At 54.5% G+C, this 17314-nt stretch carries 14 protein-coding genes; 8 read left to right on the top strand and 6 right to left on the bottom strand.

The features are described from left to right. Complete coding sequence (norR, locus tag ACFO3I_RS02355; protein WP_377331438.1) at positions 1-1575, bottom strand: nitric oxide reductase transcriptional regulator NorR; 1575 nt, start codon at positions 1573-1575, stop codon at positions 1-3. Between the two features lie 163 nt (positions 1576-1738). Here norR and ACFO3I_RS02360 point away from each other — a divergent pair, with 163 nt between their 5' ends. The 5 genes from ACFO3I_RS02360 (at position 1739) to ACFO3I_RS02380 (ending at position 6277) form a co-directional block, all read left to right on the top strand. Continuing rightward, positions 1739-1990: a hypothetical protein gene (locus ACFO3I_RS02360; protein ID WP_377331440.1), complete on the top strand. Its 252-nt coding sequence runs from the start codon at positions 1739-1741 to the stop codon at positions 1988-1990. A 2-nt stretch (positions 1991-1992) separates the two neighbouring features. Further along, positions 1993-3192 (top strand): NnrS family protein, encoded by a 1200-nt coding sequence (locus ACFO3I_RS02365; RefSeq protein ID WP_377331441.1) that lies wholly within the window; start codon positions 1993-1995, stop codon positions 3190-3192. 23 nt (positions 3193-3215) lie between these two features. Then, positions 3216-4406, top strand: a complete 1191-nt coding sequence (hmpA, locus tag ACFO3I_RS02370) for an NO-inducible flavohemoprotein (RefSeq protein WP_377331443.1) — start codon at positions 3216-3218, stop codon at positions 4404-4406. 110 nt (positions 4407-4516) lie between these two features. Then, positions 4517-5320, top strand: a complete 804-nt coding sequence (locus ACFO3I_RS02375; RefSeq protein WP_377331444.1) for a helix-turn-helix domain-containing protein — start codon at positions 4517-4519, stop codon at positions 5318-5320. A gap of 42 nt (positions 5321-5362) precedes the next feature. After that, positions 5363-6277: a redoxin family protein gene (locus ACFO3I_RS02380; protein WP_377331446.1), complete on the top strand. Its 915-nt coding sequence runs from the start codon at positions 5363-5365 to the stop codon at positions 6275-6277. A 34-nt stretch (positions 6278-6311) separates the two neighbouring features. Here ACFO3I_RS02380 and ACFO3I_RS02385 read toward each other — a convergent pair whose 3' ends face one another. Next, positions 6312-7226 carry a bestrophin family protein gene (locus ACFO3I_RS02385; protein ID WP_337879903.1) on the bottom strand — a complete coding sequence of 305 codons (915 nt, stop codon included), beginning with the start codon at positions 7224-7226 and terminating at the stop codon, positions 6312-6314. A gap of 333 nt (positions 7227-7559) precedes the next feature. Here ACFO3I_RS02385 and ACFO3I_RS02390 point away from each other — a divergent pair, with 333 nt between their 5' ends. Then, entirely contained in the window at positions 7560-7898 is a 339-nt protein-coding gene (locus tag ACFO3I_RS02390) for a helix-turn-helix transcriptional regulator (protein ID WP_377331447.1), read from the top strand. Beyond that, the gene (locus ACFO3I_RS02395) at positions 7888-9141 is read left to right on the top strand and encodes a type II toxin-antitoxin system HipA family toxin (protein WP_377331449.1); all 1254 of its coding nucleotides are present in this window, start codon (positions 7888-7890) and stop codon (positions 9139-9141) included. The genes ACFO3I_RS02390 and ACFO3I_RS02395 overlap by 11 nt, the downstream gene beginning before the upstream one ends. A gap of 46 nt (positions 9142-9187) precedes the next feature. Here ACFO3I_RS02395 and ACFO3I_RS02400 read toward each other — a convergent pair whose 3' ends face one another. Then, positions 9188-10024: an endonuclease/exonuclease/phosphatase family protein gene (locus ACFO3I_RS02400; RefSeq protein WP_377331450.1), complete on the bottom strand. Its 837-nt coding sequence runs from the start codon at positions 10022-10024 to the stop codon at positions 9188-9190. Positions 10025-10163: 139 nt separating this feature from the next. Here ACFO3I_RS02400 and ACFO3I_RS02405 point away from each other — a divergent pair, with 139 nt between their 5' ends. Next, positions 10164-10634 carry a hypothetical protein gene (locus tag ACFO3I_RS02405; protein WP_377331452.1) on the top strand — a complete coding sequence of 157 codons (471 nt, stop codon included), beginning with the start codon at positions 10164-10166 and terminating at the stop codon, positions 10632-10634. Positions 10635-10811: 177 nt separating this feature from the next. Here ACFO3I_RS02405 and ACFO3I_RS02410 read toward each other — a convergent pair whose 3' ends face one another. The 3 genes from ACFO3I_RS02410 to ACFO3I_RS02420 are packed head-to-tail and all read right to left on the bottom strand — an operon-like array spanning position 10812 to position 17301. Continuing rightward, positions 10812-13004 carry a GH92 family glycosyl hydrolase gene (locus tag ACFO3I_RS02410; protein ID WP_377331453.1) on the bottom strand — a complete coding sequence of 731 codons (2193 nt, stop codon included), beginning with the start codon at positions 13002-13004 and terminating at the stop codon, positions 10812-10814. Positions 13005-13006: 2 nt separating this feature from the next. Then, a complete protein-coding gene (locus tag ACFO3I_RS02415) occupies positions 13007-14797 on the bottom strand; it encodes a sodium:solute symporter family protein (protein WP_377331454.1) in 1791 nt (596 codons plus the stop codon). Beyond that, positions 14794-17301, bottom strand: coding sequence for a beta-mannosidase (locus ACFO3I_RS02420; protein ID WP_337879911.1), 2508 nt, complete (start codon positions 17299-17301; stop codon positions 14794-14796). The genes ACFO3I_RS02415 and ACFO3I_RS02420 overlap by 4 nt, the downstream gene beginning before the upstream one ends. Between the last annotated feature and the right edge of the window lie 13 nt (positions 17302-17314).

Here is a 17314-nt window from a genome sequence, read left to right on the forward strand (position 1 = left end):
TCAGCCAATAATCTGTTTTTGCACTGCAATTCCCAGCCGCCTGGCCAGCCGGGTCAGGTTGGCTCTGTCCTGCTGCAAGCGCCGGGCAGCTTCGGCCCAGTTGCCGCCCGTTTGCTGCAAGGTCTGTAAAATCAGCTGGCGCTGAAAGCTGTCGGTCGCAGTTTTTAAATCGGTCAGCTGCTCTGGCAACACTGAAGGCTGGCTGGACAGTGCCACAGGTGCTGCCGGCGTCAGCTCCAGCTGCGCAGCGTCCACGCTGACAATAGCTGCCCGGCCTTTTTGTCCGGCGGCTTTCAGCGCGGCCCGGCTCAGCACATGCTCCAGCTCCCGCACATTGCCAGGCCAGTTGTAGCTGAGCAAAGCTTGCGCCGCATCCGCTGCCAGTTTCAACTGACGAATCCCCAGTTTACGGCTGGTTTGCTCGAGGAAATAACCGGCCAGCAGCAGCACATCATTCTGGCGCTGACGCAGCGGCGGCACCGTCAGCGGATACACCGTCAGCCGGTGGTACAGATCCGCCCGAAACCGGCCCTGCTCCACTTCCAGTTGTAAATTGCGGTTGGTGGCGGCAATCACCCGCACATTGACCTTTTGCACCGCATCTTTGCCGACCGGCTGAATTTCACCACTTTGCAGCACCCGCAGCAGCTTGGCCTGAATACTCAGCGGTAACTCACCCACTTCATCCAGAAAAATGCTGCCGCCGTCGGCCAATAAAAACTTACCGGGACGATCTTTTTCCGCGCCGGTAAAAGCACCGCGGGCGTGGCCGAACAATTCAGCTTCAGCCAGGCTCTCCGGCAAGGACGCGCAGTTCAGATGCACCAATGGCGCGGTTTTGCGTGGCGACAACTGGTGTAAGGTGCGGGCCACCAGTTCCTTGCCGACACCGGTTTCGCCCTGCACCAGCACTGTGTAGTCCGAGCCGGCCACCAGTTGAATATCACTGCGCAGCGCCTGCATCGCCGCACTCTGGCCTATCAGTTCACCACCATCCCGCAGCAAAGCTTCCTGGGTCAGCTCCTGCACCAGTTGCTGCGCATGCTGAGCACTGAGCGCCAGTTTGGTCATCTCAAAAGCGCTTTTTAAGGTGGCAGCCGACAAGGCCGCCATCAGCTCCAGTGTTTTGTCGCTGATGCCGTCAAAGGCATAAGGCTCCAGGCTGTCGATGGTCAGCAGACCAATCAGTTGCTGGTCGGAATACAGCGGCAACCCCATGCAGGAGTGCACAGGCAAATCGCCGGAACGGGCCAATAACAAACCGTCGTAGGGATCGGCCAGCTCACTGTCTGCCGGGAATCGGTAAGGCCCCGGGCTTTGGCACAAAAGCGCCAGTCTGGGGTGCTCGCTCAGGCTAAAACGTCGCCCCATGGTGTCCGTCGACAGGCCCTGAATAGCCAGTGGTGTCAGCACCTGCTGATGCAAGCCCATCAGCGCTACTGCATCACAGCGGATGGCTTTGCGAATCGAGGTCAGCAAGCGGTCAAAGCGGTTTTCATTGTTCAGGCTATTGGCTAAATCCAATGCCACTTCCAGCAGCACAGCTGTGTTTTGCTCTGTTGTTGCAGCAGACATGTCAAACTGACTCTTTCGTTACAAATTAACCTCAAAACAGTATAGGTCAAAATGACACGATCACCAAAAGAATTTATCTATACTATTGATTTTAAATAAAAATTAAAAGTGGCACGCTCAATGCTCTGGTAAGGCTGTAATTCACCTAAACCTGGAGCTCTGTATGCAAACCACAAGGTCATTCTTCAGCCTGGCCGGGTACCAGAAGTTATTGGGCTGGTGCAATGGATTGCTGTCGTTGTCAGTACTGACCCTCATGGCCACTGTGCTGATCTGCTACCCCTTTGAGCAATGGTTCAGCATACAGCAACTGATCGCTGGTCACCTGAGCCTGATTGGCAGCGCCACCCTGATGAAAATCAGCTATGTGGGCCGCTGTGTCGCCCAATACGGTTTACAGCAAGAGGTTCGCTGAGTATGCAACCGCTGACTATTGAGCCGAACCCGGCCAGCAGCACCATGCCAGCCGTGCTGGCACTGGCGTTCCGGCCGTTCTTTTTATTGGCCGGGCTGTGGGCTGTACTGGCCATTGCTCTGTGGCTAGGCCAGTTGTCCGGCTGGTGGTCAGGTCAGCTGTTGCTGCCAGCCACGCTCTGGCATGCCCACGAAATGCTGTTTGGTTTTGGCGCTTTGGTGGCGGCAGGTTTCCTGCTGACCGCCGCACAAAACTGGACAGGCGTACCGGGACTGAAGGGCGGCAAACTGGCGCTGCTGTGCCTAATCTGGCTGCTGGCCCGACTCACGCCTTTTGTCGCGCCCAGTCAGGACATCTGGCTGCTGATCGCCCTGCAAAGCCTGTGGTGGCTGGGCGTGATTGCGGCATTAGGCCGTCAGCTCTGGCTGGCGAAAAGCCGCAACAACTACCAGTTTCTGCCGTTGCTGCTGGCGATGGCCGGCCTGAATGCAGCCGTGCTATGGCTAAGCCAGAGCCAACACTGGGCCTTAGCCTCCCATTTAAGCCACAGCATGATCCTGCTGTTCTGCCTGCTGATGGGTATAGTGGGTGGCCGGGTTATTCCATTTTTCACCGCCAGAGCCACTCAGACTGAACAGCCGCGCACAGTGCGGCTTGACCGGTGGGTTCTGGTCAGCACTCTGGCCGCCAGCGGGCATTTTATCGTCAGCGCCTGGTGGCCAGCCCTGCCTTCCCCTGGCGGGCTGTTACTACTGGCGGGTCTGCTGCACCTGTGGCGGCTGGGCTGCTGGTTTACACCCGGCCTGTTACAGCAACCTCTGCTCTGGTCTTTGCATGGCTCTTATCTCGCTTTAGCCTCCGGTTTATTGCTGATGGGCTTCAGCCTGCTGACTGGCTGGCTGAATTTTAAAGACATGCTGCACCTTATCGCGGTGGGAGCCATGGCTGCCATGATGCTGGCAATGATGGCCCGGGTGTCACTCGGTCATACAGGCCGGTCTTTAGCTGCCCGGCCTGTGATGGCCTGGAGTTTTGCCACTTTGTTGCTCTGTGGCTTCTGCCGCAGCCTGGCAACGGCACTGGGTGCACCGCATCTGCTGTGGCAGTTGAGCGCAGCGCTTTGGCTTGCTGCTTTTCTGATATTTACCTGGGTCTACTGGCCCATTCTGACATCCCCCCGCCTTGATGGCCGGGCGGGCTGATTTGTTATCTTCACGAGGTTGTTATGTTATCTGCCGAACAGATTCAATTGGTCAAAAGTACGGTGCCCCTGCTGGAAAACGCCGGCGTTGCGGTGACCGATTATTTTTACAAACGGATGTTTACTGCCAATCCACAGCTGAAAAACATTTTTAATATGGCCCACCAGGCCAGCGGTAAACAACAGTTCGCCCTGTTCAGCGCCGTAGCCGCTTATGCCAAAAATATTGATAACTTAGGCGCACTTGGCGCTGCGGTGGAGCGTATCGCTCACAAACACAGCAGCTTTGTGATTGAACCTGCCCATTACGACATTGTTGGTCATCACCTGATCGCTACCTTAAAAGAACTGGCCCCAGCGCAGTTTACTGACGATGTCGCCGAAGCCTGGACTCTCGCGTATCAGCTGCTGGCCGGCATTCTGATCGGCCGTGAAAAACAGCTGTACCAGCAGTCCAGCGAGGCCACTGGAGGCTGGTCGGGTGCCCGCCGTTTTGTGGTCAGTGAAAAAACCAAAGAGTCAGAGCTGGTGTCCAGCTTTGTGCTGACTCCGGAAGACGGAGGCCCGGTGATCGGCTACCAGCCAGGCCAGTACCTGGGTGTCAAAGTGAAGCCGCCTTATGCGGACTATGTCGAAATTCGCCAGTATTCGCTGTCGGACAAAGCCAATGGCCGCAACTACCGCATCAGCGTCAAACGCGAAGAGCAGCCGCAGCCTGGCCTGGTATCCAACTACCTGCATCAGCATATTCAGCCAGGTGATGTGCTGGAACTGATGCCACCGGCCGGTGACTTCTACCTGAAATCGCAGACGGTGCCCACTGTATTGATTTCAGCCGGTGTCGGCCTGACCCCGATGCTGGCCATGCTGGAAACACTGGCGGCCGCAAAAGCCGATGTGCCGGTCTGGTACCTGCACGCCTGCGAAAACCCACAGCAGCACTCGTTCCGCCAGCGTATCAGCGAGCTGCAGCAGCAGTACCCGGCGCTGCAAAGCTACAGCTGGTACCAGCAACCGCAACCAGCGACAGCAGATGAGTTCTGCGGTCTGATGCAGTTGGACGCCATTGCCAGTGAACTCCCACTGCTGACAGGCCAGTTTTATCTTTGTGGCCCCACCGGCTTTATGAAGTTTGCCAAAGACCAGTTGCTGGCGTTAGGCGTGCATGCCGAAGCCATTCATTACGAGGTGTTTGGCCCACACAGCGACCTGTAATACAGACTTTGCAAGGGAGGGCTTGCCCTCCCGGATCCTTTGACTGGGGCTGGGCTGGCTGACCGCTCTGAAAGCGGTTAAAGTGACGAAAAAATCCAGCAGATCAGCCGATGCGGGAACAGCAACAACAAGAGTTCAGTTACCTTGGTTTTCGCCGCTTTTACCCGGAAGCCATGCTGTGCGAGCTGGTGGATTGCTTTTGGGCCATCGGCGGTGGCCAGGGTTTACCGCCAAGTTCGTTGGAGAAACTCTACCCGGACGGCGGCTGCAGCCTGACCTTTGAGCTTGGCCTGCAACAGGCGTCCGCCTGCTTTGAATTTAACCGCCAGACTAAAACCCGGCAGTTTTTCACCCGCCAGCCACAAATCAGCGTGCGGCTCTTTGCCGGCGCTTTGTTTCAGCTATTCCGTTTGCCTCCTTCCGAGCTGCCTGACCATGGTTGCGATGCCACAGAGCTGCTCAGTGGGACCATGCGCCAGCAGCTGCTGCTGTTGCTGCAGCAGTTGCCCGACCTGAGCACAGCAGCTGCGGTGGCCAGTTTAGAACAGTGGCTGATCCGGCTCTGGCTGGATTCGGTCGGTTCAGCCCGCACTCAGGCGGCATTGCAGTTGCTGCAACAACCCGAACTGAATGTCGCCAGCGCCGCGGCTGAACTGGGTATCAGCAGCCGTACTCTGGAGCGGCAATTGCTGCAGCAGGTCGGCCTGAGCCCGGCCTATTTTCAACTCTGTCAGCGCTTAAAGCAGGCCAGACTGCGGCTGGCGCAGACCCAACAACCGCTGGCCCAATTGGCGCTGGACCTTGGTTTTTATGACCAGGCCCATTTCAGCCATGCCTTCCGTGATTTTGTCGGCGAAACACCAGCCAGCTACCGCCAGCGCAAGCTGTCGCAAATTTACAAGGCAAAAAACTAACTACCAGCCAGACTGGAACCAGTGAAATAACCGGAGTTTGTTATGTCTAGCCTGAAATCCCTGTTGGGGGCCCTGGTTCTGTTGACCGGCTTTGCCAGCCAGGCCGCTTTACCCGATTACAAAACCGTACCGCTGCAACAATTCGGCTCGGACAAGCAACTGCAGCTGGGGCAGCTCGACGCCAATAAACCTTTGTACGTGAAGTTATGGGCCAGCTGGTGCAAACCCTGTATGGAACAAATGCCGCATTTTGAGCAGCTGTATAAAGACTACGGCGACCAGGTGAATTTTGTCGCGGTGAATATCAATATCAACGAACAGCCCGCCGAAGTGAACAAGGTGATCCAGCGCTTTGGCCTGACCATGCCGGTATGGCTGGACCAGAACGGTCAGTTGGCGTTAGCACTGGGGTTAGTAGGTACGCCATTTTCAGTGCTGATGAACAGCCAGGGTCAGCAGGTATACAGCAGCCATGAATCGGATGCTGCACTGGATGGTTTTATTCAGCGCCTGGCCCAAGGCCAGCAATTACCGCCTGAACCTGCCGATAAAGTCAGCCCGGCGCAGCAGCAACAGCAATTGGCGACGGTCAGCCAGGGTGAGCAACTGCTGTTTATAACCGCCACCTGGTGCGATTGGTATCTGGCCGACACGCGCCCGACCATGGCGGCGCAGTGCAAACAAGCGCAGACCGATTTAAATGCGCTGGTGGCCAAATTGCCGAAGGCCAACTGGCAAGGGCTGGTGAACCATCTGTGGACGGACGACAAAGCACTGGCTGACTTTAACCGCCAGTACCAGATGAAAGTGCCGTTCCGGATTGACCAGTATGGCGTACTGTTTCAGCACTTTAATGTGCGCAGTATCCCAGTGCTGCTGAAGCTGAAAGACGGCAAAGTGCTGGCGCAGATTGACGATTTTTCTGACCAGGCCAAAGTTCTGCAACAGCTGCAATAAAGGCAGCGGCCTGCCACCAGGTTTGCCACCAGGCTCAGGTCACAATGCAATTGTCCGGCACTGCGGGTGCCGGATTCACCTGCTCTCCCAGCATTTCTTTTAACGACGACTCAATCACTTCAGTCATCGCATCCAGCGCCAGATCATTGGCTTCTGTACCAAAGGGTTCCTGCAGCTCTTCGGCCAGCGCTTCAATGGCTAAAAAGGTGTAAGCGACAAAAGCCACAATCAGCGGCGTCATCACACCCAGGGTTGCCACCAGTCCCAAGGGCAATAAAAAGCTGTAGAGGTAGACAGTGCGGTGCAAAATCACCGCATAAGCAAAAGGCACCGGCGTGCTGGCAATCCGTTCACAACCGCCGAGACAAGCCGCCAGCTGAGATAACTGCTGGTCCATGCTGGCAAATAAAATCGGTTCCAGTTGTTTAGCACGGCGCAGCTCGGCAAGTTGCAGCGAGAGATCGCGCACCACCAGCGCCGGTTTAAAACGGGCCCTCGACAACTCAGGCCACAATAAAGGCCGCACCAGCGGCTGCAACAGACTGGCCGCGTCCTGCTGGCGTAATTGCGCCCGCAGTGCATACACAAAGGCAATCAGGCTGTGGACAAACTGGCGCTGCTGAGTGTCGCTGGCGTCGCTGGCCGATAACAGCTGCCGGGTTAAGGCGCGGGTTTCCACCAGCACAGCGCCCCATAACTTGCGGGCTTCCCAGAAGCGCTCATAACTGACCGAATTGCGAAAACTCAAAAAAATCGCCAGCGCAATGCCAAGCAGGGTAAAAGGCACGGGCGTTAAGTCGGGCACATAGGCCGGATAAAAGCGTTTCGCCAGCACCACCACCCCAGCAATCAGCACCAGGGTACAGAGCTGCGGCAAAATGCGCACCACCACTGAACCACGCCAGACAAATAACATACGCAACCAGTGCAGCTTGGGCCGGACAATCATAGGGCTAAACGCTTTTTAAGTAAGAAATGGAAGGCGGCGCTTATGGTAAAGCGCCGCCTGCAGAATTCCCAGTGTCCAACCACAAAATGCGACCAAAGGATGAGTTCATTATCAGGGGGCTTTGCAGGCGCCGCATCAAGGAGAAAATCTGTTGATAAATGGGATTACCAGCCTACAAAATCCAGCTCAATTGCCATTTGCGCCACATATAGAGCAAGAAAACCGCTCACGCTACATATATGGAACATTATGCTGAAAGTAAATTGCAGATAACTGAAAAATGCACTATACATGATACATATAAGCCCAATGTGATTTATATATGGAGCAAAAGTGCCAAAATCTGTGACAAGAACTTATTCCCGCTATACCGAAGAAGTATTAACACTTTTGGCTGGCTTGATACGTGCAGCAAGGCTTGAAAACAAAATGACCGCTCAGGACCTTGCTGATCGTGCGGGTATTTCCAGAGGCATGCTCTCCCGGATCGAAAAGGCAGATCCTAAATGTGAAATCGGCGCCACATTTGAAGTAGCCAGAATTGTTGGTGTGTCTTTATTTGAAGCAGAACCGGGGCGACTGGCCATGCACAGCAAACAGGTAGAATATAAGTTGGCTCTTTTACCCAAAAGCGCCCGAAAAGAGAAAAAGGTAGTCATGGATGACTTCTAAAAATAACTATAAAGAAGCATTTGTCTGGGTTTGGCTGCCACAAGCAACAACTCCTGTCGTTGCAGGGCGTTTGGCGCCAGAAGGAAACAAGCTGCTGTTCAACTACGGTAAAAGCTATCTTGAGAGATTTCAGGATGCCATGCCCATTTATGAACCAGAACTACCCTTACAGCCTGGCATCTTGCCACTGCAGGATGGTCTGAGCATTCCCGGCTGTATCAGAGACGGAGCACCAGATGCCTGGGGACGGCGGGTCATCATCAATCGACGCCTTGGATTCAAAGGCAAAGACATTGATACCGATCAGCTCGACGAACTCACCTATTTGCTTGAATCAGGCTCAGACCGGATAGGCGCATTAGACTTTCAACAGTCACCAACAGAATATGTGCCCAGATCTGCAATAAACGTCAGCTTGGAAGAATTACAAGAATCTGCTGCCCGCGTCGAGAAAGGCATCCCATTGACTGCGGAATTGGACCAGGCCCTCTTTCATGGCAGCTCCATCGGTGGTGCGCGCCCGAAAGCATTAATCGAGGAAAACAACACCAAATACATCGCAAAATTCTCAGCAAGTAATGACCTTTACAATGTGGTAAAAGCGGAATTCATCGCGATGCGGTTGGCTAAATTGGCTGGAGTTGATGCAGCTCCAGTCAAACTAACACAAGCTGCAAATAAGGATGTTTTGCTGGTCGAACGATTTGACCGGGTTGTTACACCAAATGGCTGGTCACGCAAGTCTGTCGTTTCTGCCCTCACCTTATTTGCATTGGATGACATGATGGCACGGTACGCAAGCTACGAAACACTAGCCGAGATTATCCGCCACCGCTTCACCACACCCAAAAAAACGCTGCGAGAGCTATTTTGCCGCCTTAGCTTTAATATTTTGTCCGGCAACACAGATGATCATGCGAGAAACCATGCTGCGTTTTGGGATGGTCAAACACTGTCGCTGACTCCTGCTTACGACATTTGCCCCCAGGGCCGCACCGGTAATGAAGCAACCCAGGCTATGTTGATCACAGGGAATAACAAACTGAGCCAGTTAGCAACCTGCCTGGCCGCAGCACATAACTTTTTGCTCTCTGGGGATGAAGCCAAAGCGATATTCGAATACCAAATACAGGCGATTACCGATCACTGGGAGCTTGTCTGTGATGAAGCCAGACTCAGTGAAGTGGATAAGCAGTTGCTGTGGCAGCGGCAGTTTCTAAATCCATTTTCTCTCACATTGTAGGAATCAACCAAACCAGACGAAGCTGCGTTGCGTGCAGGGGCCAATATCACTGAATTTGTAACCAGGCCTGCAAGGCCAGATGATCGGAGCGGCGGTTGTGCAGATCGTCCGCCACCAGTTGGGCTTTTTGCACCGACAACCGGGTTTTTGGCACCAGCATAAAATCCAGTCGTTTGCCCTGCTCTGGTTTGTCGTACCAATCGAGGTAACTGTAAGCCGGACCTGTCGAAGGGGTCAGTGCCAGCACATCCTGATATTGTGGCAGCGCCTTTTGCATGACCTGCAACAGAGCATCGTCGCCAGAGGGATTAAAGTCGCCCATCACCACAGCCACAGCGCCTTGCGGCCAGGCGGCCAGCTTCGTGGCCACCAACTGCACCGACTGACGACGCGCTTCCGCGCCCAAATGGTCCAGATGCAGGTTCAGCACCCGCCATTGTTGCTGGTTGTGTTTGTCCTGCAACAAGACCCAGCTGCAAATACGCGGCAACGCTGCATCCCAGCCCGCCTTACCCACGCTGTTATCGGGGTTCAGCCAGAAGGTGCCGCTGTCGAGTAATTCAAACCGGCTTTGTTTATACAGCACAGGGCTGTATTCACCGCCTTGTTTGCCATCGTCGCGGCCTACCCCAACAGCTGCATAACCGGGCAGCGCTTGTTTCACCTGCTCCAGTTGATGATGCAGCACTTCCTGTAACCCCAACACATCTGGCTGCTGTTGCTGCAGCCAACCGGTCACCCGCAAAGCACGGTGCGGCCAGGCCAGCTCCTTGTCGGCCTGGGTATCCATCCGGATATTCCAGCTAATCAGTTGTACAGGTTCGGCCCAAAGCACACTGCTGAACAGCGCGGCCACCAGCCAGATTGGAGCAAATAATCGCATCGTTTTTCCTTGCTTCTGCATTGAGGTCGGGCACTGGTTCCAGCGCTCAGCCCATCACTCTTTTGGGCGATTTTAGCCGCCTGATGACAGCTCTGCTAAGCCTTTTGAGACCTCTCAGTCCACTGGCCAAGGAGCCTTTATGTTACTGACCCTGCACGTTCTGATTAGCCTGCTGGCATTACTGGCCGGTGCCTGTTTCAGCCTGGCCTTGCTGAAGCACAAACCCGGCGCCCTGCTGCATAGTCTGTTTTGGTGGCTGACGCTGCTGACCAGCCTGAGCGGCGTCATTTTGCCTGCGGAGCAGTTCTTACCTTCGCACCTTTTTGTGATCCTGTCACTGCTGGTACTGGCAGTATCTGGTTATGCCTGGTGGAAAACGGCACTGAGCGGCGGCTGGCGTATTGGCTTTATTGTCTGCAGCCTGTTCGCCTTTTACTTAAATGCTTTTGTCGCTGTGGTGCAGGCTTTTATGAAACTGCCACCCCTGCAGCAGCTGGCGCCCACCCAAAGTGAACCGCCTTTTGCAGTGGCGCAAGGGGTGCTGTTTGTGATCTTTCTGCTGCTGGGTTACCTCAGCTGTAGCCAAAGGAACGGCTGGGGCTCCCAATAAATAAATAGTCCGGATGCAGCGGCAAAGGCCTGGCTCACGCAGACGCGCCGTGGATATATCCCTATAGGCTCCGCTGCGGCATCCCTGCCGCAGAGGGTCTGCTTAGAGCCAGACCATTGCTCGCCTTAAGTAGCGCCTTTTGCTTCTGCAACCAGCCCAGGTACTATCCTGCACAGGTTATTTGCTCATCCGAAACACCAGCTCACCACCTTGCATCAGCTGCTGATAGTTGACTTTCAGCCCCAGCGGCTGGCCGTTCAGCTGCCAGCTTTGCACTGTGCCCGCCAAATCGCCTTCAGTGCGAATGGTCAGGCTTTTGCCACCCGGCAGGCTGAGCTGCACCTGACGGAACTGCGGTAAACCACGAACAAAACCGTCGTCCACCGGGTTCACCGGGTAAAAACCCAGAGCACTGAACACATACCAGGCCGACATCTGGCCAACGTCGTCGTTACCGGCCAGACCGTCCGGTTCCGCTTTGTACATAGTGTCACGAATATGACGTAACCAGTGCTGGCCTTTTTCCGGTGCACTGGTAAAAGCGTATAAATACGCCACATGATGCACCGGCTCATTGCCATGCGCATACTGGCCAATCAGGCCGGTAATGTCCGGCGACACATCGCCATGCATTTTCTCTTTGGTGGTAAACAGCTCGTCCAGTTTAGCTAAAAACGCCTGTTCAGACGGGTATAACGCCATCATGCCTTCAACATCATGCGGCACAAAGAAGTTGTATTGCCAGGCATTGGCTTCGGTGTAGTCCGTGGTGCGGTGCGCCACATAAGTCGGGCTGAACGGGCTGACCCACTGGCCCTCTTTGGTTTTGCCACGCATAAAGCCTGTGCTGCTATCAAACAGCTGGCGGTAACTCAGGGCACGTTTGCTGAATAACGCTGCATCGTCGGTTTTACCCATAGCCTGCGCCAGGCGGGCAATAGCGGCGTCGTCAAAGGCGTATTCCAGCGTTTTTGACACAGCTTCCAGCTCCAGTTCAGACGGGATATAGCCATACTGGCGGTACAGGTCAGTGCCAAATTTATTCTGCATGGCCGAGGCTTTGACCGCCCGCAGCAGGTGCTCCGGATCGGCGCTGGTAAGGCCTTTTAAGTAAGCGTCCACTATCACCGGCACCGCGTGGTAACCAATCATCACGTCGGTTTCGTTCGACATTAAATCCCAGCTTGGCAATAAACCGGTTTCGTCATAAAACCCCAACATGGATTTGACCATATCATCCACCCGTTCCGGGTTGCTCAGCGTCAACAGCGGGTGCAAGGCTCGGAAGGTATCCCACAGCGAAAACAGGCTATGACGCTGATAGCCCGGCTGAGTGTGCGTCGCGCCATCAGCACCCAAATAGGCGCCGTCCACATCGCTGAACAGCTGTGGTGCTAAAAAGCTGTGGTACAGCGCGGTGTAAAACTTGGTTTTATTCACCTTGTTGTCGTCTACCACAGCAAAGCGGCCCAGCTGCGCTGCCCAGGCCTGCTGCGCCTGCGCTTTCACTTGTGCAAAGTTTTTACCGGCCGTTTCTGCCGCCAGGTTGCGTTTGGCACCGGCAATGCTGGTGTAAGACAAGGCCATCTGTGCTTCAACCGCCGTTTTCGGTTGACCAAAATTCAGCACGATTTGGCTTTGTTCGGCCTGCAATTGCTCGCCTTTGGCTGGTTTTTGCGCCTGATACAGCTGGTAGCTGAACGGCTGGTTGAAGTGGGCAACAAAATACAGTGGCTGCAGTTTGGCCCAGCCGGTGGAAACCCGGTAGCCCACAATAGTGTGGTCGTTTTCTACCCGGATAAAAGTCGTCACCGGTTTATCAAAGTTCTGCGCATAACCTAAATCCAGCAGCAGCTGGGCGTCCTGCCCTCCACTGAAACTGTAGTGATGCACCCCTACTCTGGCACTGGCCGTTAATTCGGCTTTCACCTGTTCTGCTGGCAGCTCCAGCGCGTAATAACCAGGTTGAGCCACTTCGCCTTGGTGGCTGTACTTGGTGAAAATACGGCCTTTGTCGTCGCGTTCGCGCTTTAAGTAATCACCGCGAAACGGCATCACCAGTAAATCCAGCATGTCGCCCACCCCGGTGCCGGACAAATGGGTGTGGCTAAATCCCAGCAAGGTGTCGTCGGAATAATGGTAACCCGAAGTCCAGTCCCAGCCTTTGGACGGATTGTCCGGGCTTAATTGCACCATGCCAAAAGGCACTACAGCGCCAGGAAAAGTGTGGCCATGACCGCCGGTGCCAATCAGCGGATCCACGTACGACAGTGGCGAATTTGCGGTGTTTTTTGGCGAGTCAGCCGTTTGCGAGGCGCAAGCAGCCAGACTCAGCAGTGCTAGCGCACTGCCAAGCAGGAGTTGTTTCATTGTTAGTCCTTCAGTTTATCCAGCCAGTTTTTCTTTAAAAACCAACTGGAGAGCAAGGCGACAGCCAGAGTCCAACCGAACTCAGGCCATTGTTGGATCACCAGATAGATAGGCAGCGCCACCAGCGCCAATTGCCAGACCATGCCCACCAGAATATTAATGGCGTCACGGCCTGGATGAGTGTCCGGGTCAAAATCTGGTTGTTGTGCCAGCACCTGCTGTTTCACCGGGGCCCAAAAGCCCCATGGCCGTACCTGGCGGTAGAAATCGCAGAGTACCTGCATAGGCTCAGCCGGGGTCATCAGCGTACCCAGCACAGAACCTGCCAGGCTAAGCGCTAATAAAGCCGGGAAGGCATAGAGCGGATGGGTATCCGGCAGCAGCAGTGGCAACACCAGGGACGCCACCAGACCCGACATCATGCCCCAGAAATAGCCATAGGCATTAAAGCGCCACCAGTGCCACTTCAGCAGGTTGGCCGCTGCATAACCGCCAAACAGCGCGCCAAAAATCCACTGCATAATGTTGTTGATGCTGCTGAGCATAAAACCCATACCCACCCCAATCACCACCAGCACCAGCGACATCAGGGTACTGAGCCGCACATAGGTTTTAGCCTCTGCGTTCGGGTTAAAGTACTTTTTGTAGACGTCGTTCACCAGGTAGACAGGTGCGGCATTGACTGACGCTGCCAGCGTCGACATAAAGGCCGCCAGCAAACCGGCGATCAGCAAACCAGCCAGCCCGACCGGCACATACTGCGAAATCGCAATAGGCAGCAGCTGCTCAAAGTCGAAGTTCTGGCCCTGGGCTTTAATTTCCGGCCCCATATACACCAGGGCCAGCACAGTAAAACCAGCCACCATCATGTACCTTGGGAAGAACATGACCAAGGACACCAAACCACTCATTTTGGCCGCTTCTTTCGGTGTTTTCGCCGCCAGAATCCGCTGCATATCGTAGTTCGGTACCGGGCCTGCCATGCTGAACAACACGCCTTTAAACAGCATCATCATGATCATCAAGCCAAACAGCTCCATGCCGTCAGACTGAATGCGGTCATTGGCACTGTCGAGCAACCCCTGCCAGTCTAAACCGACCTGCCAGCCAAACCACAGCTGATCCCAGCCATTGGGCGTGGCCTGCTGAATTTGCTCCGGACTGACCAGCGACATCGCAATCACACCGACTGCCACCGCTGCCAGCGTCATAATGACGAACTGCAGCAACTCGGTCAGTACCACCGAATACATACCGCCTTTGAGCACATACAAGGTAGTAAAGGCGAAAATAAGCAAGGCATAAGTGTCGGGCGACCAGTGCCAGGGGAAGAAAATAGCGGCAAATTTGCCAATGCCTTTAAAGGCATAAGCAATAAAGCCAATGGCGCTGACAATGGCAAAAATAACCACCACCCACTGGCATAACTCTGCACCGCGGCCTTTACCAAAGCGGGTTTCCAGCCACTCTGCGCCCGTCATCACATTGGAGCGACGCAACCAGAGTGACAGGTACACCATCAAAAACACCTGGTTGAAAATAGGCCAGACCCAGGGCAACCAGACGCTTTTCAGCCCATAGATAAAACAGACTGTCACCAGCCACATGGTGCCGGCAATATCGAACATGCCAGACGCGTTCGACACGCCCAGCGCCCACCAGGGAATTTTTTTACCGCCCAGGAAGTAGGCATTCATGTCCTGCCGCGCTTTGTTGGCAATATAAAAGCCCAGACCTAAAGTCCCGGCCATATAGAGCGCGATGACCAGCAAGTCGAACCAATGCAGCGTCATGAGTGAAAGCCCCCCAGCGTCCGCCAGCTCAGGCTTGGCAGCAAGGCCTGCAGTTGCTGGGCTGTCCAGCCTGCCGCTTGCAGGCGGATCGTTTTCGGCTGGTTGGGCAGCAAGTCAAAGAAGTTGTCCGATAAATTGGCCGGCATAGGGCTGAACTCCAGGAAACATTGGCGCACCAAAGCCCGGCTTTGCAGCTGCAGCACCAGGCAATCGCCTTCGGTACTGCTTTGAATACTCAGCTCTGGCCGGCTCAGTGTCTGTTGTTTGGCTGGAACAAAATAATACAGATTTTCGGTCAGTAACTGACCCGAGCTGTTCAGTAATTTGGCCTGAAACACCAGCTGTTCAGCGGTTTTACCAGCCAACAGTTCAGCCTTCGGTTTCGACCAAACCAGCACAGAGGCATTGGCTGCTGTGGTCAGTTCTGACTGTTGCTGCCACAACAGGGCACCACTGAAATCCAGCAGTTGCAGCTCCAGACGGGCGGCCAACGCACTGTGGCGGTCCGACACCAGCTGTATTTGCAGCTGCTGCTGTTGTTCAGTGATCACCAGTAAATCCGTGCCAAAGCTACGGCCCGCCTGGTAATGCAAGGCTTTCCAGCGGCCGTAATAGTCAATGCCAGACCAGGACGCCGCCGGCCAGGTGTCATTCAACTGCCAGTACAAGGTACCCATACAAAACGGCATGGCGGCGCGGTGCGCTTCAAAGGCCAGTTTTAAGCCTTCGGCCTGCTGCACCTGGCTTAAGTACATCAGGTCAGTAAAGTCGACGGCGTCCCGGTGTTCCTGCTGCAAATAGCTGTGGATCAGCTTATTGCCGCGTGGGTGTTTCTGATGCACCCTCAATACCTCTGAGCCTAAATCCCAGTCTTCTGCTTCGGTAAACCGCTGCATCGACGACTGCACAGGAAACGACTGGAAGCCATATTCCGACATAAAACGCGGAATACGTTTCTGGTATTCGCTAAAGGGCTGCTCGCCATGCCAGACGCCCCAGAAATGATGGTTACCCAAATGGTCCGAATCATCTTCCCAGAACACCCCAGGCGAGGATCGCAGGTAAAAACGCGTTGGGTCCAGCTGCTGCAGCTGCTGTGGTAACAGCTCACCAAACAACGCCATATACTGTTGTTTTAAACGGCTAAAGAGTTCATCGCTGTAACCAAATTTGGCTGGCCAGTCCCATTTTTCAATGGCCATATCCACTTCGTTGTTGCCACACCAAAGTGCAATACAAGGGTGGTTACGCAGCCGTTTAATGTTGTACTGCGCTTCTTCCGCCACATTGGCCATAAAAGCCGCGTCACCCGGGTACAGTGAGCAGGCGAACATAAAATCCTGCCAAATCAGAATGCCGTTTTCGTCCGCCAGTTGGTAAAACACATCGTCCTGATAAACGCCACCACCCCAGACCCGCAGCATATTCATATTGGCGGCGGTCACAGCGGCAAAATCAGCCTGGTGCCGCTCGGCAGTCATACGATGAATGAAACTGTCGCCCGGAATGTAGTTGGCGCCTTTCATAAAGACCGGCTTACCATTCACTTTCAGGAAAAAGCTGACGCCGTCGGCGTCGGGTTTATTCACCACTTCAATGCTGCGCAAACCAATTTTTTGTTGCTGTTGATCCAGCAGTTCACCGTCCACCGTCAGGCTAAAGTCAAACTGGTATAGAAAGGCCTCGCCCAACCCATTAGGCCACCATAACTGCGGCTGGGCCAACTGAAACTTCAGTTCTGTGGCTTGGCCTTCTGTCAGTTGCAGCCGCAACTGCTGGTTCAGCTCTGGTGCCTGGGCACAACGCACCTGCAACACAGCTTCACAGCTTTGTTTCAGCTGATAGCTGGCAACAAAGCTGAATTCCGCCAGCGTTGCCGACAAACGCTGCTGGACAAAATGCAGATTGCTGATGCGGGCTTTCGGCACTTTACGCAGATAAATTGGCCGCCAGATACCGCTGGTAACAAAACGTGGGCCCCAGTCCCAGCCGAAATGGCAAGGTGCTTTGCGGCAATACACACTGAGTTTTTCGTCCGACTTGTCGTTTTCCGCCGGGTAGGTGTAACCCGCTGCCAGGTGTTGTGGCATGGTTTCATTGATCGGCGAGCGAAAACGGATTTCCAGCCGATTTTCACCGGCTTTCAGCAGTTCAGTACAAGCAAACTGCTGACCAATAAACATATTCTGGCTTTTCCCCAGCAACTGGCCATTCAGATACAAGTCGCAAAAGGTATCCAGACCTTCAGCCACCAGCTCAATATCCTGCGCCAGCCAGTCGGCCGGCAACACAAAGCTTTTGCGGTAATGCCAGTCTTTCTGCTCAATCCATTGCAACTTGTTTTCATTGTCACGGTAGAAAGGTTCGTCGATCAGACCATTGGCCTGCAAATCGGTAAAGTTACAACCCGGCACTGTCGCCGCAAACCAGTCCTGCTGGTCCGCCTGGCGGAATTGCCAGTCACCGTTCAGATCCAAAATGCCTGAAGACTCAGATACAACCATGATAAATGCTCTT

This window comes from Rheinheimera marina, from assembly GCF_042654345.1.
Classification (GTDB): Bacteria; Pseudomonadota; Gammaproteobacteria; order Enterobacterales; family Alteromonadaceae; genus Pararheinheimera; species Pararheinheimera marina.